An 18,917-nucleotide genomic window follows, 5' to 3' on the forward strand; every position below is an offset into this window, starting at 1 on the left:
TGATTGCAGTCTTTCTGAGGACAGGCGCGTACGCGCGTCTTGTCCTGACTCACTTGCCGATTCGGAGACTAAAAACCCTGGTGCGAGGCAGCGCCTCCTGCTTCTTGGCCGGCGGGAGGGTCTCGTGAACGAGCCGACGCGGGCCGCCGCGGCCGCGGCGGCGCTGAGCCTCGCGCTGAAGACGCCCGTGCTTCGCGTCTTTTCCCTGGATCAGCTCGTCTACGTGTCGCTAGAGCTTCGCCCGGCGAACCTGGCGCCGTGCGCCCGCATGCTGACGCCGGGACGCCCGTCCGGATGGTTCGAAGGTCCCGACGTGCTTATCGAGATCCAGGTGGCCGGCCGCGGCGAGTTCGTGGGCTTCGACCACCTCACGGGGCAACGCTTCGAGGTGGCGGTCGGGGGAGGATCGGCCGAAGTCTATGACGGCGCGTCGGGCCTAAGCTACGCCTTCACACGGTAGCAAGTCTCACTCCCCCGCCTGGGCCGACAGCTCGTTCTCGTCGCCGCGCGGGCGATCGACGGCGAGGCTTTCGCCGGTGACGAGGTAGTACACCGTCTCGGCGATATTTGTGGCGTGGTCGCCGATCCGCTCGACGTTCTTGGCTGCGAAGAGCAGGTGCGTGCAGAAGCTGATGTTGCGCGGGTCCTCCATCATGTAGGTGAGGAGCTCCCGGAACAGGGACGTGTAGAGGTTGTCGATGTCGCCGTCCCGCTGCCACACGGCCAGGGCCGCCTGGGGGTCGCGCTGGGTGTAGGCGTCGATCACGCTCTTGAACTGGTTGAGCGCCATCAGGCTCATGCGACCGATGCTGGCCAGCAGGGTGGGGGGCGGGAACTGCCCGTCCATGGCCAGGATGCGCTTGGCGATGTTCTTCACCAGGTCGCCGACGCGCTCTAGGTCGTTGGCGATGCGGATGGTCGCGATCACATCCCGCAGGTCCACGGCCATGGGCTGGCGGCGCGCGATGGTGAGGATGGCCTTTTCCTCCACGTCGCGCTGCAGGCGGTCGAGCTCCGGGTCGGCCGCGATGATCTTCTGGGCCAGGCGCACGTCCTGCTTCGCCAGGGCGTCGATGGCGTCCGACTGCATGGTCTCGGCGATGCCGCCCATGGCGGCGATCGTGCGCTGCAATTCCTTCAGTTCGAGATCGAAGGCGGCGACGGTGTGGTTGGCCATGGTGGTCCTCGTAGTGTCTTCCCGGCCGAAGCTTGTGAGAACCCGCCGGGCTGTGTGCGTTTGCCCCTGGATCCCCTTCCCGGCGCTTCGCGCCGCCGGGGATGACGGCGTGGTTCAGCCAAAGCGGCCGGTGATGTAGTCCTGGGTCGCCCTCTGTTTCGGGGCGGTGAAGATGCGGTCCGTCTCGTCGAATTCGATCAGCTCGCCCAGATACATGAAGGCGGTGTAGTCCGACACGCGCGCCGCCTGCTGCATGTTGTGGGTGACGATGGCGATGGTGTAGTGCGCCTTCAGCTCGTCGATCAACTCCTCGATCTTGGCCGTCGAGATGGGGTCGAGCGCCGAGCAGGGCTCGTCGAAGAGGATGACGTCAGGCTTCACCGCCACGGAGCGGGCGATGCAGAGGCGCTGCTGTTGGCCGCCCGAGAGGCTGAGGCCCGAGGCGCCGAGCTTGTTCTTCACTTCGTCCCACAGCGCCGCGCCGCGCAGGGCGGCTTCCACCCGGTCGTCCATCTCGCTCCTGGGCAGGTTCTCGTAGAGCCGGATGCCGAAGGCGATGTTCTCGTAGATGGACATGGGGAAGGGCGTTGGCTTCTGGAACACCATTCCGATGCGGGCGCGCAGGAGATTGAGGTCCTGCTCCGGGCCCAGGATGTTCTCGCCGTCGAGCAGCACCTCGCCCTCCGCCCGCTGCTTCGGGTAGAGGTCGTACATGCGGTTCAGCACGCGCAGCAGGGTGGACTTGCCGCAGCCCGACGGGCCGATGAATGCGGTGACCTTCCTGTCATAAAGCGGGAGATTGATGCCCTTGAGGGCGAGGTTCTGGCCGTAGAAGAACCGGAGGTTCTTCACGGAGACCTTTTCGGCGGGCGTCGCGGACATCAGGAATTCCTCGATCCGGACAGGCTGCGGGCGGTCACGCTCAGCGCAAGCACGGTCATGGTGATGATGATGGCCCCGGCCCAGGCGAGGCTCTGGGCGTCCTTGTAGGGGCTGGAGGCGAACTGGAAGATCACGTAGGGCAGGTTGGCCACGGGCCGGGTCATGTCCCACGAGAAGAACTGGTTGTTCAGCGCCGTGAAGAGCAGCGGCGCGGTCTCGCCGCTGATGCGGGCGACCGCCAACAGCACGCCGGTGACGATGCCGGACTTCGCGGCGGAGTAGATCACCTTCCGGATCACCAACGACCGCGGCATGCCGAGGGCGTAGGCCGCCTCGCGAAGGGCGGTCGGCACGAGGCGGAGCATGTCCTCCGTGGTGCGCAGAGTGACCGGGATGACGATGACGGCGAGCGCCAGGGCGCCGGCGATACCCGAGAAGCGCCCGATCGGGGCGACCGCGACCGTGTAGATGAAGAGCCCAATCACGATGGAGGGCGCGCTGAGCAGGATGTCGTTGATGAAGCGCACCACGCTCGCGAGCCGGGAGCCGGCGCTGTACTCGGCGAGCCATGTTCCGGCCATGATGCCGAGCGGCGCGCCGACCAGGACGCCGAGCGCGGTCATCATCAGGGAACCCACGATGGCGTTCAGCAGGCCGCCGGCGCTGCCGGGCGGGGGCGTCATCTCGGTGAAAACGCGCGGGGAGAGGCTGGTGAAGCCGTTCCAGAAGAGCGAGCCGAGGATCAGCGCCAGCATGCCGAGGCCGAGCGCGGTGGCGGCGACGGAGAGCGCCATCCAGATGGAGCTGGAGCGGGCGCGGACGCGGTACTTGGAGACGTCCTTCATGGGTCAGGCTCCCGCGCGGCGCTCGAGCCGCATCAGCATGAGGCGGGCGCCGGCCAGCACCACGAAGGTCACGAGGAAGAGCAGCAGGCCCAGCGTCATGAGCGACGAGGTGTAGAGGCCGGGCTCGGCCTCTCCGAACTGGTTGGCGATGGTGGCGGAGATGGTCGTGCCCGGGTCCAGCCAGTTGGGCGAGATGCGGTTGGCGTTGCCGACCACGAAGGTCACCGCCATGGTCTCGCCGAGGGCGCGGCCGAGGGCGAGCATGACGCCGCCGATGATCCCGACGCGCGTGTAGGGGATGACCACGCTGCGGATCACCTCCCAGCGGGTGCAGCCCAGGCCGTAGGCCGATTCCTTCAGCATGGGCGGGACGGTCTCGAAGACGTCGCGCGTGATCGACGAGATGAAGGGCAGCACCATGATGGCGAGCACCACGCCCGCGGTGAACAGCGAGAGCCCGGAGCCCAGAACGCCCTGCAGGAAGGGGTTCAGGACGAAGAAGCCCCACATGCCGTAGATGATGGAAGGGATGCCGGCGAGGAGCTCGATGGCGATGCCGACCGGGCGGCGCAGGGCCGGCGGGCAGAGCTCCGTGAGGAAGATGGCGACGCCGACGCCGACCGGGACGGCGATGAGCATCGCGATCACGGAGGTGACCAGCGTGCCGTAGATGGACGGCGCGGCGCCGAACTTCTCCAGCGGCGGGTTCCACGACTGCGACGTCAGGAAGCCCAGGCCATAGGCCTGGATTGTCGGCATGGCGCCGATGAAGAGCGACAGGATGACGCCGCTCAGGATAAGGAGAACCGTCAGGGCGCTGAGGCGCGTGACCCAGCCGAACACCGCGTCCGACAGCTTGAAGCGCGCGAGCGCCCGGGCGCGGCTGTCAGCCGCCTGGCTCTGCGCGGGGTTGGCCTGCATGGCGAAATCGACCATCGGTACGCCTCATGGGGCGGCAAAGAAATGTGCTCAGCGGTCATCCCCGGCCGGAGCGGCGAAGCCGCGGAGGGGAAGGGGGATCCAGGAGGAGCGTTCCTTGCCCTGGATCCCCTTCCCGGCGCTTCGCGCCGCCGGGGATGACGGCGCTCGAACCTAAGAGGTTCGCGCCTTTGCAGCCTTAGCCACGAGGCGCGAAGCCTTCGTCAGTGCCCGGCGGCGAAGACGGGCTTGCCGCCGGAGTCCTTGATGTTGTCCGCCCAGGTCTTCTCGACCATGCCGACGACGTTCTGCGGCATCGGGATGTAGTCAAGCTCCTCGGCCAGCTTGTCGCCCTTCTTGTAGGCCCAGTCGAAGAACTTCAGGGCGTCAGCGGCGGCGGCCGGGTCCTGGGGCTGCTTGTGGATCAGGATGAAGGTGGCGGCCGTCATGGGCCAGCTGTCGGCGCCCTTCTGGTTGGACAGGATCACGCCGTAGCCGGGCTGGCTCGACCAGTCGGCGTTGGCGGCGGCGGCCGAGAAGGTCTTCGTCTCGGGGGCGACCGTCTTGCCGTCGGCGTTGATCATCCGGGCGTGCGAGAGCTTGTTCTGCTTGGCGTAGGCGTATTCGACGTAGCCGATGGCGCCCTTGGACTGCATCACGTTGTTGGCGACGCCGTCATTGCCCTTGGCGCCCACGCCCACCGGCCACTCCACCGCGGTGGCGACGCCCACCTTGGACTTCCAGTCGGCGCTGACCTTGGCGAGGTAGTCGGTGAAATTGAAGGTCGTGCCCGAGCCGTCGGCGCGGCGGACGACGAGGATGTTGGAGGCCGGCAGCTTGACGTCCGGGTTCAGCTTGGCGATGGCCGGGTCGTTCCAGGTCTTGATCTCGCCGAGGTAGATCCTGGCGAGGGTCGCGCCGTCCAGCACCAGCTGGCCGGGGGCGACGCCCTCGAGGTTCACGACCGGCACGATGCCGCCCATGACCATGGGGAACTGCACGAGCCCGTTCTTCTCCAGGTCCGCGCCCTTGAGGGGGGCGTCGCTGGCGCCGAAGGTGACGGTCTTGGCCTGGATCTGCTTGATGCCGCCGCCGGAGCCGATGGCCTGGTAGTTCAGGCCGACGCCGGTCTCCTTTTTGTAGGCGTCGGCCCACTTGGCGTAGACGGGGTAGGGGAAGGTGGCGCCCGCGCCGGTGATGTCGGCGGCCAGCGCCGGGGCGGCCGCGGCCACGAAGGCGAGGCCGGCGGCGGCGAAGAGGGTCCTGGTCCTGGTCGCGAAAGTCATGGCGACGCTCCTGTCATGCCTGGGAGGGGCGACGCGTCCTGCGCCGCCGCGCCTCCGTCGCGCAGCCCGGGGCCGGCGACGGCCCTGAGCTATGACGCTTGCATGACAGGCGGATGACAGTGGGCGCGGGAACGTTTCGGAGGGTGACGTCCTCTCCGTCATGACGAGCGAAGCGAAGCAATCCAGCGCTGTCGGGCCGATCCTGGATTGCTTCGTCGCTTCGCTCCTCGCAAGGACGACGAGGCTTACGCCTCGCCGAAGACGCGGCGGAAGATCGTGTCGACGTGCTTCAGGTGGTAGCCGAGGTCGAACTTCTCCTCGAGCTCCTGGGCCGTGAGGGCCTTGGAGACGTCCGGGTCGGCCTTCAGGAGGGTGAGGAAGTCGCCCTCGCCGCGCCAGACGGGCATGGCGTTGCGCTGCACCAGCCGGTACGCGTCCTCGCGGGAGACGCCCTTCTGGGTCAGCGCGAGCAGCACGCGCTGGGAGTGGACCAGGCCCCCGAGGCGGTCGAGGTTCTTCCGCATGTTCTCAGGATACACCAGCAGCTTGTCGATCACGCCGGTGAGGCGGGCCAGCGCGAAGTCGAGGGTCACGGTGGCGTCCGGCCCGATCATGCGCTCCACGGAGGAGTGCGAGATGTCGCGCTCGTGCCAGAGGGCCACGTTCTCCATGGCGGGCAGCGCGTAGGCGCGCACCATGCGGGCGAGGCCGGTGAGGTTCTCGGTGAGCACCGGGTTGCGCTTGTGCGGCATGGCCGAGGAGCCCTTCTGGCCCTCGGAGAAGTATTCCTCCGCCTCGTAGACCTCGGAGCGCTGCAGGTGGCGGATCTCCACGGCGAGGCGCTCGATGGAGGAGGCGACGACGCCGAGCGTGGCGAAGAACATGGCGTGGCGGTCGCGGGGGATCACCTGCGTGGAGACGGGCTCCACGGCGAGGCCCATGGCCTCCGCGACATGCTCCTCCACGCGCGGGTCGATGTTGGCGAACGTGCCGACCGCGCCCGAGATGGCGCAGGTGGCGATCTCCCGGCGGGCCGCCACGAGGCGCTCGCGGCAGCGGCTGAACTCGGCGTAGGCCTCGGCCATCTTGAGGCCGAAGGTCACCGGCTCGGCGTGGATGCCGTGCGAGCGGCCGATGGTCGGCGTCATCTTGTGCTCGAAGGCCCGCCGCTTCAGCGCGGCCAGGAGGGCGTCCACGTCCGCGATCAGCAGGTCCGCGGCGCGCGACAGCTGCACGGCGAGGCAGGTGTCGAGCACGTCGGAGGAGGTCATGCCCTGGTGGATGAAGCGCGCGTCAGGGCCGACGAACTCGCCGAGGTGGGTGAGGAAGGCGATGACGTCGTGCTTCACCTCGCGCTCGATGGCGTCGATGCGCTCCACGTCGAATTGGGCGGCGCCGCCCTTCTCCCAAATGGTCTTCGCCGCCTCCTTCGGGATCACGCCGAGCTCGGCCAGCGCGTCGCAGGCGTGCGCCTCGATCTCGAACCAGATGCGGAAGCGGGTCTCGGGCGACCAGATGGCCACCATCTCGGGGCGGCTGTAGCGCGGGATCATGGGCGGGTCCTTTCCGTGTCGCCGCGCGCGTAACACGGGGAGGGGGCGCGGGCAATGCGGGCGGACCCGAAGCGGGCCCGGAGGCTCAGCCCCGCGCCTTCTCTCCCGCCGCGCGGATCGCCGCGATATTGGCCGCGTACGCTTCCGGCGAGCCGCCCTTGAACACGGCGGAGCCGGCCACCAGCACGTCCGCGCCGGCCTCGACCACGAGGGGCGCAGTGTCCGGGGTGATCCCGCCGTCGATCTCGATGTGGATCGGGCGGTCGCCGACCATCTTCGCCACCCGCCGGACCTTCTCGACGACCTCGGGGATGAAGGCCTGGCCGCCGAAGCCGGGGTTCACCGTCATCAGCAGAATCAGGTCGAGGTGCGGCAGCACGTATTCCAGCACGCTCTCGGGCGTGGCCGGGTTGATCGAGACGCCCGCCTTCTTGCCGTGGTTGCGGATGGCCTGCAGCGAGCGGTGCAGGTGCGGGCCAGCCTCGGCGTGGACCGTGACGATGTCGCAGCCGGCCTTGCAGAAGGCCTCGATGTAGGGGTCGGCCGGCGCGATCATGAGGTGCGCGTCGAACACCTTGTCCGAGTAGCGCCGGAGCGAGCGGATCACGTCCGGGCCGAAGGTGATGTTGGGCACGAAGTGTCCGTCCATCACGTCCAGGTGGATCCAGTCGGCGCCGGCGGCGGCCACGTCGCGGACCTCCTCGCCGAGCCTGGAGAAATCGGAGGCGAGGATCGAGGGAGCGATCAGGAGCGGCTTGGTCATGGGCCGCGCGTAGCATCGCGCGCGGCGGGTGGCAATGGGCGTGCGTTCTGGCGTCTGGAACCCTTCTGCCCTGATGCTGTGGGCCGATCTCCTCCGTCATCCCCGGCCGGAGCTGCGAAGCCGCTGAGGCGAAGGGGATCGGGGAGACTTGGCGCAAGGCTTCGAGCGGCGCGGACCGGGGAATCCGGCGCGCGCTGCGCCTGGATCCCCTTCCCGCGCCTTCGGCGCGCCGGGGATGACGGCTGAACGAGAGCCGATCTCGTCGGGAGTCACCCGTGCGCCGGTTCAGTTCGTTACGCCGCCGTGGACGAGCTCGCGCTCAGGGTGCGGCTGTAGGCCTGGATGGCGCGGGCGGCGAGGGCTTCCAGGTTGGGCTGGTGGGAGCGGACCAGGGACGAGCCGCGGCTGTCGCCGTTGCGGGTGGCGTCCAGGGCGGCCGTGATCTCGTCCTTGCTGATGGAGCCGTCGCCGTTGCCGTCGAAGCTCGCCATGAGCTGGTCGGTCAGCGATTTGCCGGAGCCGGCCTGGGCCTGCGAGGCCGCGTCGGCGTCGCCCGCCCGGGCGTGGCGGTGATTGCCGTGGCCCTTGCCGAGGGCGGACAACTCGTCGGACGAGAGCGAGCCGTCGCCGTTGGAGTCGAGCTTGCTGAAGAGCGTGGAGGCGACCTGGTCGGTCGAGGTCCCGGAGGCCTGGGCCTGGACGGCGAGCAGGCCGCCGTTCTGCTGGTCGAGGGACTGGAGGAAGCTGCCGAACTCCCCCTTCGAGACGCCGCCGCTCTTGTCCGAATCCATCTTGGCCAGGAGCGCCGCCGGGTCGAAACCGGCCTGGCCGGAATTGCCGGTCGGCACATTCTGCCCGGTCGAATCGGCGCCCGACGTCGCGCCGCTTTGCGAGCCGGAATGATGCTTCTTGTGGGGTTTGAACGCGTCCAGCAGGCTTGTGAGCCCGGATGCGGCCGCGGAAGCGGCGAGAATCGGTAGCGCCATGGCTTCGCCTCGTGGTCGCCGCCCCGGCTGGAGCGGCCTGTCGGGCGACAACCACGCAAAGGCGGCGCCAGATCACGCCGGCCGGCGCACCAGCCGGGCGAGGGGCGCCACGGCGAGCGGCGCGCAGTAGATCGGGAACTGCAGGAGCGAGAAGAATAGGAACGTGTCAGGCGGGCAGGCCGCCCCCATGGCGACGATCAGCAGGCCCGTGTTGCGCATGCCGGTGCCGAGCCCGAGCACGAAGGCCTCCGGCTTCCCGAGGGGGCGCAGCACCGCCATGGCGGCGGCCAACCCGACCACGCAACTCGCCGTGGCCACCGCGAGATAGAGCGCGACCTTCCCGGGCGCCGCCACTGCCGCGCCGATCACGCCGTCCATCGCCGCGATGGCGAAGACGAGGTAGAGGATCACGAAGATCCCGTCGAACTCGTGCTTCAGGGCGGCGATCCGCGCGGGCCCGAGCAGACGCCGCAGGACGAAGGCCCCCAGGAAGGCGCCGCCGAGCATCCACGACAGCCGAAGGCTGATCAGCACCGGATCGATCGGCACGACCGCGCCCGCGACGACGCTCGCCAGAGTCGGCGAGACCAGCGGCGTCACCACCATGGTGAGCACCAGAAGGGCCACGGGGACGCTGTTGTCCATGCCGAGCAGCGCCGTGTAGGCGGCGAAGCCCATCAGGGGCGGCGAGGCCGCCACCAGCGCCAGGCCCAGCAGCAGCCCGGGCTCGACGGAGGAGCGTCCCACAAGCGCAAGGCCCAGCAGCACCATCAGCGGCATGGCCGCCGTGATCCACAGCCAGGACAGCCCCAGGCGGCCCGGCTGGGCCAGGGCCTTCCGAACGCCGGCCAGATCGGCGCGAGCGAAGGTCAGCGTTACGAAGGCGAAGATCGAGATGGGCAGGATGGGACGCATGGTGGCGGCGAGGCCGGGCAGCGCCAGCCCGATGAAGATCGAAGCGGCGAAGCCGATCGTGCCGTAGCGGCCCATGAAGGCCAGGGCGCGGGACAAGGCGGCGAGGGCGGGGGACATGGGGGCGAGGCGGCTCTGGAACAAAGGTGAAGAATGTGCGGCGCGGTATTTGGTCGGCGCTGCAAAATTGCGCTACATGCGCGTGATCGGGTCCAAAGATGCAGCACCTTCGCGCAATCGGGCTCTAATTCTGTCGTGGGGCGGGCGGCGCGATCCTTGATGGGACGTCGTTCAACGCGGGGAGTGACGGGCCGGCTCGCGACCCTAACTCTCCATCAATCGAGCATGGGGCGTCAGAAAGAGCAATGCAGCGCGACGTGGTTGTGTTGGGCGCGGGGATCGTGGGTCTTGCCGCCGCCCTGAAGCTTCAGGAGAAGGGCCGCTCGGTGGCCGTCATCGACCGCGCCGGCGCGGGCGAGGGCACGAGCTTCGGCAACGCCGGCATCATCGAGCGGGCGTCGATCTTCCCCTACGCCTTTCCGCGCAAGCTGACGGACCTGATCCGCTACGGACTCAACTATACGCCCGAGGCCTATTACCACCTGTCTTTCCTGCCCAAGATGGCGCCCTGGCTAGCCCGCTACTGGTGGAACTCCTCGCCCGCCGGTCACATGCGGGCGATGCGCGGCGCGCTGCCGCTGATCGAGCGCTGCGTCGCCGAGCACGAGCCGCTGGTGGAGGCCGCCGGGGCGGAGCACCTGCTGCGTCGGACCGGCTGGATCAAGATGTTCCGCGGCGAGGCCAAGTACAAGGCGGCCGCCGAGGACGCCAAGAAGCTCGCGCCTTTCGGACTCTCGGTGGAGTTCCTGGACGAGGCGGGCCTGAAGGCGAAGGAGCCGCACCTGCAGGAGCGGGCCTATGGGGGCATTCACTTCAAGGACCCGGTTTGCATTTCCGATCCGGCCACCCTGTCCCGGTCCTACCTGCACCTTCTGGAGAAGCGCGGCGGGGCGCTGATGACGGGCGACGCCCGCACCCTTCAGCAGAATGGCGCCGGCTGGACGGTGAAGACCGAGGCCGGGGCCGTGCATGCGCGCGACGTGGTCGTGGCCCTGGGGCCGTGGTCGGACCTCGTCTTCAAGCCGCTGGGCTACAGCCTGCCGCTCGCGGTGAAGCGCGGCTACCACATGCACTACAAGCCCGCCGGCAACGCCGTGCTGAACCACACCCTGCTGGACGCCGACAACGGTTACGTGCTCGCGCCCATGGACCGCGGCATCCGGCTGACGACCGGGGCGGAGTTCGCCGACCGAGACGCGCCGCCCTCGCCGGTGCAGATCGGCCGCACCGAGCCGCGGGCGCGGCGCCTGTTCCCGCTGGGCGAACCGGTGGACGCGCATCCCTGGATGGGCTCGCGGCCCTGCACGCCGGACATGCTGCCCATCGTCGGCCCGGCGCCGCGTCACCAGGGGCTGTGGTTCGATTTCGGCCATGCCCACCACGGGCTGACGCTGTCGGCCGTCTCCGGCCGGTTGCTCAGCGAGATGATCACGGGCGAAACGCCGTTCACCAACCCGGAGCCCTACCGGGCCGAGCGGTTCCACTGAGCCTCAGGGTGTCACCATGATGCGCCCGAACCGGTCCTTCCAGGCCGGAAGGGCGCCGGGGAAGGGCAGGGCGCGGGCCTCGTAGACGCCGCGCGCCACGGCCCGGGCCAGGCAGTCCGCCGCCGCCACGGCGATCTCGTTCAGGGCGTAGACGGGCTCCGGCAACGGCCTGCGGCCGGTCGCAGCGGCGAAGACGAGGTCGCCGTCGAGCGGCGTGTGCGAAGGCCGGATGCTGCGGGCCAGGCCATCATGGGCGGCGTTGGCGATGCGCCTGCACTGCGCCTTCGTCAGCGCCGCGTCGCAGGCGACCACGGCGATCGTCGTGTTCTCGCCGACGCCGCCCTTCAGGCGCGGCCGGAGCGCTTCCTTCGGCACACGCACAGGCTGGCCAAGGCCGCCATACTCGCCCTCCTGCTCGTAGGGCGCGGCCCAGAACTGCGGTCCGTCGCCGATCGTGACGCTCCCCACCGCGTTGACGGCCACCACAGCGCCGACCGTGAACCCCGAAGGCGTCACCGTGCTGGCCGAGCCTAGCCCGCCCTTGAGCGTGGCCGTGGTGGCCCCGAAGCCGGCGCCTGCCGTTCCGAGCGCGAAATCGGGAGCTGCGGCTTCGACGGCCGCCATGCCCAGGTCGAAATAGGGCGGCTTGCGGCCCCAATGCTTGTCGCCCCCGTTGGCGAGGTCGAACAGGATCGCCTGGGGGACGATCGGGACCGTCAGGTCGCGGATGCGGAAGCCGCGGCCACGTTCGACCAGGACCGCCTGCACGCCGCCGGCCGCGTCGAGGCCGAAGGCGGATCCGCCCGACAGCACCAGGGCGTCCACGGCCTCCACGGTCATCTCGGGGTCGAGCAGCGCGGTGTCGCGCACGCCCGGGCCGCCGCCGAGAATGGACACGCTCGCGGCGGCGGGCGTGTTGAACAGCACGACGGTGACGCCGGTGGCGTGCGCGGCGGAATCGGCGTTGCCGACCAGGACGCCCGGCACGTCGGTGATCAGGTTCTTCATGGGCCGATCATGGGAGCGGGGCGAAGGGCGCGCAAGCGCGGCTTCGGCTCAGCTCCAGAGCTCGGCCTCGTGGGGATGCGCCAGGGCGCCGTCGAAGGGCGGCACGGCCCGCTCAGGACGGCTCAGGGACCAGCTGCGCAGGTCGTTGGGATGGATGAAGTCGTCCGAGAACCAGGGAAAGCGCGCCGGATCGAAGATGGACCGCAGCCAATCGATGAACAGGCGCACGCGCGGGACGTGCTGGATGTCGGGGTGAAAGGTGAGCCAGATGTCGACCGGCTCGCAGACGCCCACGTCGAGTGGCACGATGCGGGCGCCGAGCGGGATCGCGTAGGTCGGCAGGAAGCCGATGCCCACCCCCGACTCGACCGCGTAGAAGTGCGACGAGCTCAGGTTCGTGCGCAGCGCCACGATGCCCTCGATGCTGCGCAGGCCCAGGAGGCTGGCGAGCAGCCCTTCCGGCACCTGCGGGCTGACCTGGTCCACGAGGCGATGCTGGGCCAGTTCCTCCCGGGTTCGGGGGGCGCCGTAGATGTCCAGGTAGCTCTGGGCGGCGAACGGATAGGCGTGCAGGCGCCCGAGCTTGATCACCTTGAGGTCCGGCGCCTGCGGCCGGACCAGTTGCACGGCCACGTCCGACTCCAGCCTGAGCACGTCGCTGGGGTTCATGGTGCAGCGCAGGTCCACCAGCGTGTAGGGGTTGGTGCGCGCGAACTCGCTGAGCCTGGGCATCATCCAGAAGGTGCCGAGGCCCTCCGTGACCGCGCAGCGCACGATGCCTCGCACGGTGGGGCTGCGGTCGATGTGCCGGCGCAGGCCGATGGTCGCCTGCTCCATGCGGTTCGCCACGTCGAGCACGCCGGCCCCTTCGCGCGTGAGGCGCACCCCCTCCGGCAGCCGGTCGAACAGGCTGACGCCAAGGCGACGTTCGAGCCGCTCAATATGGCGAATGACCGTGGAGGAGCTCGTCTTCACCGCAGCGGCGGCCTTTCTGAAGCTCTGCGACCGTGCCGCGACCACGAAAATGCGGAGGTCGTCCCAGGAGACGTTTTCCAGGCCCATGACTGTGGGGCGATCCGTTTTTGGATCGCCCCGATGCGTGATTGGTTGCATACGCCGCGCCCCGGGAGTCCCTAATCTTGCGCCTGACCAGCGGATCTCGAGACGATAAAGCAACGTCGCCGGAAAAGCCCACAATCCTGAGTTGCTTTGCGTTCTGATTTTGGGGCGACCTGCGCTGTTGCTTCACCGTGGTCACCCGGCCGGGCGCCGCCCGGGCGGTGTCGGTCCAGGAGAAGGTGAACTCACGATGTCAGCACTTGGCCTTCGCGGGCGCAGCGAGCGGGAGGCCGGCGGGCGCCGGCCCGGTGGCAATGCGCCCGAGACCTCCATCCGCATCGCCCGCACCATGGCGGACATGATGCATGTCGTGTCCATCCGGTCCTCGGTCTACATGGCCGAGCAGGATTGCCCCTATGACGAGGAGTTCGACGGCAACGACCTGTGCGGCGCCCACCTGATCGCGTCCCTGGACGGGGAGCCCATCGCCTGCCTGCGGGCGCGCTTCTTCGCCGACTTCGCCAAGCTGGAGCGCCTGGCGGTGCGGGCCCAATACCGCAAGTCCACCGTGGCCTTCGAGCTGGTGCGGGCGGGGATCGAGCTATGCCGGCGCAAGGGCTACCGCCGGATCTACGGCCACGCGCAGGACCGGCTGGTGCCGTTCTGGAAGCGCTTCGGCGCCCGGCCGCTGCCGCGCTCGCGGCCGCTCTCGTTCAGCGACTTCAGCTACACCGAGATGCTGCTCGAGACGGAGGTCCATCCGAGCGCCGTGACGCTCGAGACGGATCCCTACGTGATCATCCGCCCGGAGGGCGAATGGGACCTGCCGGGCGTCCTCGACCGGTCGAGCGTCAGGGGCGTGACGAGCCCCCTGCACGATGTCCGCGCGGCTTGAGGAGCAGGCCCGGTCCGAGGGGCGCGCCCTGCTGGCGCGCTTCGCGGGGCGCACGCCCATCCTGGCGCTGGCCAGCGCCGACATGGGGCTGCTGCCGCAGCCGTGGGAGCCCGGCCCAAGCCGGGACCGGCTCGCGGCCCTCTTGCGCTGGGCGCGTTCCGAACCGCTGACCGTGGCCCATATGCGCCACAGGGCGGGGCCGGGGCGGGCCGCCTTCTGCGCGGATGCGCTCCGGCCACGGATCGACGAGCTGGTCTGCGAATACGCGGAGCCCTCGTTCTACGCCTGCGAGGCTTTCGGGCGCTTCCTCGCGGCCGTCGCCGCCCCGGTGCTGCTGGTGGTCGGCATGGGGCCGGTGGGGTGCCTTGCGCACACCATCCGGGAGGGCGCGCGGCGCGGGCACATCGTGATCGGGATCGCGGGGAGCTGGCTGGCGGTCCCGCCCCGCGCAGGCCGGAACCGGGACGAGGCCGCCCCTGCGGACGCCACGGGCGGCGGCGCGGGCAATTCCGCTCTGAAGGGAACTTGGAATGTCGAGCTTTGAAGACCTGAAGGAATCCGATGCGCTGCGGCGGATCGCACATCACTGCGTCGAGGCCCAGAAGATCGCCTGGGCCTGGGGCGAAGAGCCGATCCAGGCGCTGCTGATCGAGGCGCTGATCGCCGTTTCAGAGCGGCTGGGAGAGCTGACGCCCCTGCAGGAGCGCACCGCTCCGCCCAGGGCCGGCATGGGCCCGGACCTCGCGCTGCCCAGCGGCCTCGAGCCGCTGGTCTGCGCTGAAGGCGGGGATGGCGGCCCGGTCTAGGGGCTGGTTCAGCCCTGGGGCTGGCCGGACGGGGCCTGCTGCTGCTGGCGCTGCTGCTGCTTCTCCTTCTTGGCCTTGTGGTGGCCCACGGCGCAGCCTGCTGCGGCCCCGAGCTTGCCGTGGCCGGCCATGTGGCCGGCGATGCCGCCGACCACGGCGCCGGAGATGCACCCGGCCTGGGCGGCGCCGGCGGAGGCGCCGGCGACCGCGAGGCCGAGGGCGACGGCGAGAACCGGAACGGAGAGGCGCATGGAATTTCCCTTCTGAGGATGGCGAAGTCCCTGACATAACGGCGGCGGACCCGCCCGGTTGCCTCGGCGCGGCCCACTCCTCCCGACATCGGGAACAGCCCTCGTCTTGGCCGCGGCGGCGGATGGGGGTACGAGAGCGCATGACCGACGTCTCGCTTCCGGCCGCCGTCTTCGCCGGCCTGCTCAGCTTCCTCAGCCCCTGCGTGCTGCCGCTGGTCCCGCCCTATCTCTGCTTCCTGGCCGGCACGACCATCGAGGAGCTGGCGGAGGAGGGCGAGCGAGCGGCCCGTCGGGACGTGATGCTGGCGGCCTCGCTCTTCGTGCTGGGCTTCGCGACCGTGTTCGTGCTGATGGGCGCGACCGCGTCGGTGCTGGGCCAGGTCATCCGGCAATACGCCCAGGCGCTGTCGATCGTGGCGGGCGTCGCCATCATCTTGATGGGACTGCACTTCGTCGGCGTGTTCCGCTTCGCGATGTTGTACCGCGAGGCGCGGCTCAAGGTGGAGAAGCCCATCGGGCTCTGGGGCGCCTACGTGATGGGGCTCGCCTTCGCGTTCGGCTGGACGCCCTGCATCGGGCCGATCCTGGCGTCCATCCTGGCCGTGGCGGGTTCGGAGGACACGGCGGCGCGCGGGGCGACGCTGCTGGCCTTCTACTCGGCCGGGCTCGGCATCCCGTTCCTGCTCGCGGCGTTCGGACTGGAGCAGTTCACCGGATTCATGCGCCGCTTTCGCAAGCGCATGGGCCTGGTGGAGAAGGCCATGGGCGCGCTGCTGATCGTGACCGGCCTCGCCTTCCTGACGGGCTCGTTCACGGAGATCTCGTTCTGGCTGCTCGAGACCTTCCCGGCCCTGGGTCGGCTGGGCTAGCTCAAAGCTCCAGCTTCAGGCCTTCGTGGCTCGCCTTGAAGCCGAGCTGCGCGTAAAAGCGGAGCGCGTCCGCGCGCGTCTTGTCGGAGGTGAGCTGCACGAGGCCGCAGCCGCGTGCGCGGCACTGGTCGACCGCCCATTCGATCATCCGCCGGCCAAGCCCGCCGCCACGGTGCGAGGCGGCGATGCGGACGCTCTCGATCTGCCCCCGCCAGAGCCCGAGACGGGACAGGCCGGGGATGAAGCTGATCTGCAGGCAGCCGACGACCTGATCCCCATCCGTCACCACCGCAAGCAACTGGTTGTGGTCGCGCTGGATCGCCGCGAAAGCGTCGTCGTAGCGCCGGTCGAGGGGCAGTCCCGGCTTCTCGCGCGAGGCCCCGAGCGGGTCGCGCGCCAGCAGGGCGACGATGGCCGGCAGATCGGACGCCTCCGCGGGGCGGAAGGCGATCGAGGCCCCTTCGCTCACGCGCCCGTCGCTTCCGCGTCGCGGCCGCGCCTGCCTGAGCGGGCCCGGCCCGCCGCGGCCTTGGGCCGGGTGATGGGGCCGAGCGTCGCCTCGACGGCGTCCAGGCTCGGACGCTCGGCCGGGCTCAGGCTGTCCAGGGCCTGCCGCATGGCGGCGATGTGGGCCGGGGAGGTGCCGCAACAGCCGCCGACGATGCGGGCGCCCGAGGCCACCGCGAGGCGGGCGTATTCGGCCATCAACTCAGGCGTGCCGCCGTAATGCACATGGTCGCCGTGCAGCACCGGGATGCCGCAATTGCCCTTGGCGACGAGCACGTCGCCGGGCGCGGCGCCGCTCATGGCAAGCACCGAGGCGACGAGGTCGCCGGGGCCGACGCCGCAGTTCGCCCCGTAGGCGATCGGCTTGCGCGGCAAAGTCTGGGCCAGGGCTGCCAGGCTCTCGGGCGTCATGCCCATCATGGTGCGGCCGGCCGTGTCGAAGCTCGCCGTGAACACGTAGGGGAGGTCGGCCTCGATGGCGCCGCGGGCGGCGGCCTCGAGCTCCTCGGGCGCCGACATGGTCTCGATCCAGGCCACGTCCGCTCCGCCCGCCTTCAGGCCGCGGGCCTGCTCGGCGAAGGCCGCCACGGCGCTGGCCATGGTGAGCGCGCCAAGCGGCTCGAACAACTCGCCGGTCGGGCCCATGGAGCCGGCGACGACGACCGGGCGCCCGGCCCCATCGGCGACTTCCCTGGCGATGGCGGCTGCGATCCGGTTGAGCTCGGCGGCCTGATTCTCCAGGCCGTGCAGCTTCAGGCGGAAGCGGTTCGCGCCGAAGCTGTTGGTGAGGATGATGTCCGAGCCCGCCTCGACGAAGCGTCGGTGCAGGTCGGCCACCTTCCCGGGGCTCTCGGTGAGCCAGCTCTCGGGAGCCTCGCCCGACATCAGCCCCATCTCGAAATAGTTCGTGCCGGTGGCGCCGTCGGCCAGGAGCGTGCGGCGTTCGGCGAGGAGGCTGGACAGCAGGTCGGACATGGACGGGCCTTCATGGTTGCTGCGCTGCACGCGCGGCCAGCCACCCATAGCACCGGACCGACGTTTTACAAACCGGACAATTCGGGTGATTTGAGGAACGCTCGGCAGGGCCAGCCCCTGTCCGGGCGGCCGATGGCCCTCCCCTTGGTTCAGGGACGTGCCGCCGCGACCCTGGATTGCTTCGCTTCGCTCGCAATGACGGAGGGCGCAGTCCGCCATGTCGCCGTCATTGCGAGGAGCGAAGCGACGAAGCAATCCAGCGCGCTTGCGGCGCAGCTCTGGATTGCTTCGCTTCGCTCGCAAAGACGGCTGGGTATTCGGGGCTCCGCCCAACGAAAAGGGCGCCCGCGAGGGGCGCCCTTCCGGTCAGCTTGGAGGCCGATCTTACTTCATCTCGACGTAGCTGATCTTGCCGTCGCCCTGCTTTTTCCAGACATACATGGTGTAGTCCGGACGGGTGATGTCACCCTTCTTGTCGTAGGCGATGTCGCCGATCACGGTCTTGAACGGCTTGCCGGAGTGCATCACCTCGGCGACCTTCTTGGGGTCGAGAGACTTCGCCTGCTCGGCGGCCTGGGCCATGATCTGCACCGCGGCGTAGCTGTAGAGCGTGTACGCCTCGGGGTTGAACTTCTTCGCCTCGAACTTCTTGACGACGTCCTTGGCCTCCGGGCGGTTGCGCGGGTCCGGCGGGAAGGTCATCAGGGTGCCCTCGACGCCCGGGCCGCCGATCGTGGCGAACTCGTCGGAGGTGATGCCGTCGCCCGACATCAGGACCGCGTTCACGCCCTGGTCGCGCATCTGGCGCACGATGAGGCCACCCTCGGTGTGCAGGCCGCCCCAGTAGACCACCTCGGCGCCCGAGGACTTGATCTTGGAGACGAGGGCCGAGTAGTCCTTCTCGCCCGTGTTGACGCCCTCGTAGAGGACTTCCTTCACGCCGGCCTTGTTCATGGCCTTCTTGGTTTCGTCGGCGAGACCCTGGCCGTAGGTCGTCTTGTCGTGGACGACGGCGACCTTCTTGCCCTTCAGGTTCTTGACGATGTACTCGGCGGCCACCGCGCCCTGCTGGTCGTCACGGCCGCAGGTGCGGAAGACGTTCCAGAGGCCCTTCTCGGTGATCTTCGGGTTGGTGGCGGCCGGGGTGACCATCAACATGCCGTTCTCGGCGTAGACGTCCGAGGCCGGGTTGGTCACGCCGGAGTTGAAGTGGCCGACCACGAACTTGACGCCGTCGCCGACGAACTTGTTCGCCACGGAGACGCCCTGCTTGGGGTCGGACACGTCGTCGCCCGTCGACAGAACCAGCTTCTGACCCAACACGCCGCCCTTGGCGTTGATGTCCTCGACAGCCTGCTCGGCGCCGTTCTTCAGCTGGGCGCCGAAGGCGGCGTTCGGGCCGGTGATCGGACCGGCGACGCCGATCTTCATGTCGGCGTTCGCGACGCCCGACAGAGCCAGCATCGCGCCGAAAGCGATGCCGGTCATCAGCAGTTTCTTCATTGAACTTCCCCTCTGGTCGATGGTCCCGTGGGACCCGGTTTCCCGGACAGCTCCTCACTGGATCGCGCGATCATTGCGCCTTTTCCGGAAGGAGTCATCCGAAAAGCAAAGGTTG

At 69.3% G+C, this 18,917-nt stretch carries 21 protein-coding genes; 6 read left to right on the top strand and 15 right to left on the bottom strand.

Going from position 1 to position 18,917, the window contains the following annotated elements:
* The first annotated feature begins 124 nt into the window (after nt 1–124).
* The gene (locus SLNSH_RS13920) at nt 125–460 is read left to right on the top strand and encodes a hypothetical protein (RefSeq protein ID WP_106337618.1); all 336 of its coding nucleotides are present in this window, start codon (nt 125–127) and stop codon (nt 458–460) included.
* Nucleotides 461–466: 6 nt separating this feature from the next.
* On the opposite strand, the gene phoU is transcribed toward SLNSH_RS13920, so the two are convergent.
* From phoU to SLNSH_RS13965, 9 genes are all read right to left on the bottom strand, one after another.
* Nucleotides 467–1,177, bottom strand: coding sequence for a phosphate signaling complex protein PhoU (gene phoU, locus SLNSH_RS13925; protein ID WP_106337619.1), 711 nt, complete (start codon nt 1,175–1,177; stop codon nt 467–469).
* Nucleotides 1,178–1,291: 114 nt separating this feature from the next.
* The gene (gene pstB / locus SLNSH_RS13930; protein WP_106337620.1) at nt 1,292–2,059 is read right to left on the bottom strand and encodes a phosphate ABC transporter ATP-binding protein PstB; all 768 of its coding nucleotides are present in this window, start codon (nt 2,057–2,059) and stop codon (nt 1,292–1,294) included.
* Complete coding sequence (pstA, locus tag SLNSH_RS13935) at nt 2,059–2,904, bottom strand: phosphate ABC transporter permease PstA (RefSeq protein WP_106337621.1); 846 nt, start codon at nt 2,902–2,904, stop codon at nt 2,059–2,061. The genes pstB and pstA overlap by 1 nt, the downstream gene beginning before the upstream one ends.
* 3 nt (nt 2,905–2,907) lie before the next feature.
* Complete coding sequence (gene pstC, locus SLNSH_RS13940) at nt 2,908–3,840, bottom strand: phosphate ABC transporter permease subunit PstC (protein ID WP_106337622.1); 933 nt, start codon at nt 3,838–3,840, stop codon at nt 2,908–2,910.
* A gap of 206 nt (nt 3,841–4,046) precedes the next feature.
* Nucleotides 4,047–5,108, bottom strand: coding sequence for a phosphate ABC transporter substrate-binding protein PstS (gene pstS, locus SLNSH_RS13945; protein ID WP_106337623.1), 1,062 nt, complete (start codon nt 5,106–5,108; stop codon nt 4,047–4,049).
* A 245-nt stretch (nt 5,109–5,353) separates the two neighbouring features.
* On the bottom strand, nt 5,354–6,661 hold the full coding sequence (gene purB, locus SLNSH_RS13950) for an adenylosuccinate lyase (protein ID WP_106337624.1): 1,308 nt from the start codon (nt 6,659–6,661) through the stop codon (nt 5,354–5,356).
* Nucleotides 6,662–6,746: 85 nt separating this feature from the next.
* Nucleotides 6,747–7,424, bottom strand: coding sequence for a ribulose-phosphate 3-epimerase (gene rpe, locus SLNSH_RS13955; protein WP_106337625.1), 678 nt, complete (start codon nt 7,422–7,424; stop codon nt 6,747–6,749).
* A gap of 293 nt (nt 7,425–7,717) precedes the next feature.
* Nucleotides 7,718–8,410: an EF-hand domain-containing protein gene (locus tag SLNSH_RS13960; RefSeq protein ID WP_106337626.1), complete on the bottom strand. Its 693-nt coding sequence runs from the start codon at nt 8,408–8,410 to the stop codon at nt 7,718–7,720.
* A gap of 72 nt (nt 8,411–8,482) precedes the next feature.
* Entirely contained in the window at nt 8,483–9,442 is a 960-nt protein-coding gene (locus SLNSH_RS13965; protein ID WP_106337627.1) for a hypothetical protein, read from the bottom strand.
* Between the two features lie 245 nt (nt 9,443–9,687).
* Here SLNSH_RS13965 and SLNSH_RS13970 point away from each other — a divergent pair, with 245 nt between their 5' ends.
* A complete protein-coding gene (locus SLNSH_RS13970; protein WP_106337628.1) occupies nt 9,688–10,929 on the top strand; it encodes an NAD(P)/FAD-dependent oxidoreductase in 1,242 nt (413 codons plus the stop codon).
* Nucleotides 10,930–10,932: 3 nt separating this feature from the next.
* Here SLNSH_RS13970 and SLNSH_RS13975 read toward each other — a convergent pair whose 3' ends face one another.
* Nucleotides 10,933–11,937: a P1 family peptidase gene (locus SLNSH_RS13975; protein WP_106337629.1), complete on the bottom strand. Its 1,005-nt coding sequence runs from the start codon at nt 11,935–11,937 to the stop codon at nt 10,933–10,935.
* A 48-nt stretch (nt 11,938–11,985) separates the two neighbouring features.
* On the bottom strand, nt 11,986–12,999 hold the full coding sequence (locus SLNSH_RS13980; protein ID WP_158266760.1) for a LysR family transcriptional regulator: 1,014 nt from the start codon (nt 12,997–12,999) through the stop codon (nt 11,986–11,988).
* Between the two features lie 247 nt (nt 13,000–13,246).
* On the opposite strand from SLNSH_RS13980, the gene SLNSH_RS13985 reads away from it, so the two are divergent.
* The 3 genes from SLNSH_RS13985 to SLNSH_RS13995 are packed head-to-tail and all read left to right on the top strand — an operon-like array spanning nt 13,247 to nt 14,697.
* Nucleotides 13,247–13,891 (top strand): GNAT family N-acetyltransferase, encoded by a 645-nt coding sequence (locus SLNSH_RS13985; RefSeq protein WP_106337631.1) that lies wholly within the window; start codon nt 13,247–13,249, stop codon nt 13,889–13,891.
* Nucleotides 13,875–14,435, top strand: a complete 561-nt coding sequence (locus SLNSH_RS13990) for a hypothetical protein (protein WP_106337632.1) — start codon at nt 13,875–13,877, stop codon at nt 14,433–14,435. The genes SLNSH_RS13985 and SLNSH_RS13990 overlap by 17 nt, the downstream gene beginning before the upstream one ends.
* Nucleotides 14,422–14,697, top strand: coding sequence for a hypothetical protein (locus SLNSH_RS13995; RefSeq protein ID WP_106337633.1), 276 nt, complete (start codon nt 14,422–14,424; stop codon nt 14,695–14,697). Before SLNSH_RS13990 ends, SLNSH_RS13995 begins: the two co-directional genes overlap by 14 nt.
* Before the next feature lie 8 nt (nt 14,698–14,705).
* Here the strand turns inward: SLNSH_RS13995 and SLNSH_RS14000 are convergent, their stop codons facing one another.
* A complete protein-coding gene (locus SLNSH_RS14000) occupies nt 14,706–14,948 on the bottom strand; it encodes a hypothetical protein (RefSeq protein ID WP_106337634.1) in 243 nt (80 codons plus the stop codon).
* 140 nt (nt 14,949–15,088) lie between these two features.
* Here SLNSH_RS14000 and SLNSH_RS14005 point away from each other — a divergent pair, with 140 nt between their 5' ends.
* Complete coding sequence (locus SLNSH_RS14005) at nt 15,089–15,817, top strand: cytochrome c biogenesis CcdA family protein (RefSeq protein WP_106337635.1); 729 nt, start codon at nt 15,089–15,091, stop codon at nt 15,815–15,817.
* Between the two features lies 1 nt (nt 15,818).
* On the opposite strand, the gene SLNSH_RS14010 is transcribed toward SLNSH_RS14005, so the two are convergent.
* The 3 genes from SLNSH_RS14010 to SLNSH_RS14020 form a co-directional block, all read right to left on the bottom strand.
* A complete protein-coding gene (locus SLNSH_RS14010) occupies nt 15,819–16,286 on the bottom strand; it encodes a GNAT family N-acetyltransferase (protein ID WP_106337636.1) in 468 nt (155 codons plus the stop codon).
* Nucleotides 16,283–17,299, bottom strand: a complete 1,017-nt coding sequence (gene bmt / locus SLNSH_RS14015; protein ID WP_106337637.1) for a betaine--homocysteine S-methyltransferase — start codon at nt 17,297–17,299, stop codon at nt 16,283–16,285. The genes SLNSH_RS14010 and bmt overlap by 4 nt, the downstream gene beginning before the upstream one ends.
* Before the next feature lie 384 nt (nt 17,300–17,683).
* Nucleotides 17,684–18,802 carry a branched-chain amino acid ABC transporter substrate-binding protein gene (locus SLNSH_RS14020; RefSeq protein WP_106337638.1) on the bottom strand — a complete coding sequence of 373 codons (1,119 nt, stop codon included), beginning with the start codon at nt 18,800–18,802 and terminating at the stop codon, nt 17,684–17,686.
* Between the last annotated feature and the right edge of the window lie 115 nt (nt 18,803–18,917).

It is taken from the genome of Alsobacter soli (assembly GCF_003004785.1).
In the GTDB taxonomy this organism is placed as follows: domain Bacteria; phylum Pseudomonadota; class Alphaproteobacteria; order Rhizobiales; family Beijerinckiaceae; genus Alsobacter; species Alsobacter soli.

Excerpts from the sequence above, each read along its gene's own strand:
- SLNSH_RS13960 (WP_106337626.1), bottom strand. The coding sequence starts at position 8,410 with ATGGCGCTACCGATTCTCGCCGCTTCCGCGGCCGCATCCGGGCTCACA.
- phoU (WP_106337619.1), bottom strand. The coding sequence starts at position 1,177 with ATGGCCAACCACACCGTCGCCGCCTTCGATCTCGAACTGAAGGAATTG.
- pstA (WP_106337621.1), bottom strand. The coding sequence starts at position 2,904 with ATGAAGGACGTCTCCAAGTACCGCGTCCGCGCCCGCTCCAGCTCCATC.
- pstC (WP_106337622.1), bottom strand. The coding sequence starts at position 3,840 with ATGGTCGATTTCGCCATGCAGGCCAACCCCGCGCAGAGCCAGGCGGCT.
- SLNSH_RS13980 (WP_158266760.1), bottom strand. The coding sequence starts at position 12,999 with ATGGGCCTGGAAAACGTCTCCTGGGACGACCTCCGCATTTTCGTGGTC.
- pstS (WP_106337623.1), bottom strand. The coding sequence starts at position 5,108 with ATGACTTTCGCGACCAGGACCAGGACCCTCTTCGCCGCCGCCGGCCTC.
- pstB (WP_106337620.1), bottom strand. The coding sequence starts at position 2,059 with ATGTCCGCGACGCCCGCCGAAAAGGTCTCCGTGAAGAACCTCCGGTTC.
- SLNSH_RS13965 (WP_106337627.1), bottom strand. The coding sequence starts at position 9,442 with ATGTCCCCCGCCCTCGCCGCCTTGTCCCGCGCCCTGGCCTTCATGGGC.
- rpe (WP_106337625.1), bottom strand. The coding sequence starts at position 7,424 with ATGACCAAGCCGCTCCTGATCGCTCCCTCGATCCTCGCCTCCGATTTC.
- SLNSH_RS14005 (WP_106337635.1), top strand. The coding sequence starts at position 15,089 with ATGACCGACGTCTCGCTTCCGGCCGCCGTCTTCGCCGGCCTGCTCAGC.
- SLNSH_RS14000 (WP_106337634.1), bottom strand. The coding sequence starts at position 14,948 with ATGCGCCTCTCCGTTCCGGTTCTCGCCGTCGCCCTCGGCCTCGCGGTC.
- SLNSH_RS14020 (WP_106337638.1), bottom strand. The coding sequence starts at position 18,802 with ATGAAGAAACTGCTGATGACCGGCATCGCTTTCGGCGCGATGCTGGCT.
- bmt (WP_106337637.1), bottom strand. The coding sequence starts at position 17,299 with ATGTCCGACCTGCTGTCCAGCCTCCTCGCCGAACGCCGCACGCTCCTG.
- SLNSH_RS13990 (WP_106337632.1), top strand. The coding sequence starts at position 13,875 with ATGTCCGCGCGGCTTGAGGAGCAGGCCCGGTCCGAGGGGCGCGCCCTG.
- SLNSH_RS13970 (WP_106337628.1), top strand. The coding sequence starts at position 9,688 with ATGCAGCGCGACGTGGTTGTGTTGGGCGCGGGGATCGTGGGTCTTGCC.
- purB (WP_106337624.1), bottom strand. The coding sequence starts at position 6,661 with ATGATCCCGCGCTACAGCCGCCCCGAGATGGTGGCCATCTGGTCGCCC.
- SLNSH_RS13995 (WP_106337633.1), top strand. The coding sequence starts at position 14,422 with ATGTCGAGCTTTGAAGACCTGAAGGAATCCGATGCGCTGCGGCGGATC.
- SLNSH_RS13975 (WP_106337629.1), bottom strand. The coding sequence starts at position 11,937 with ATGAAGAACCTGATCACCGACGTGCCGGGCGTCCTGGTCGGCAACGCC.
- SLNSH_RS13985 (WP_106337631.1), top strand. The coding sequence starts at position 13,247 with ATGTCAGCACTTGGCCTTCGCGGGCGCAGCGAGCGGGAGGCCGGCGGG.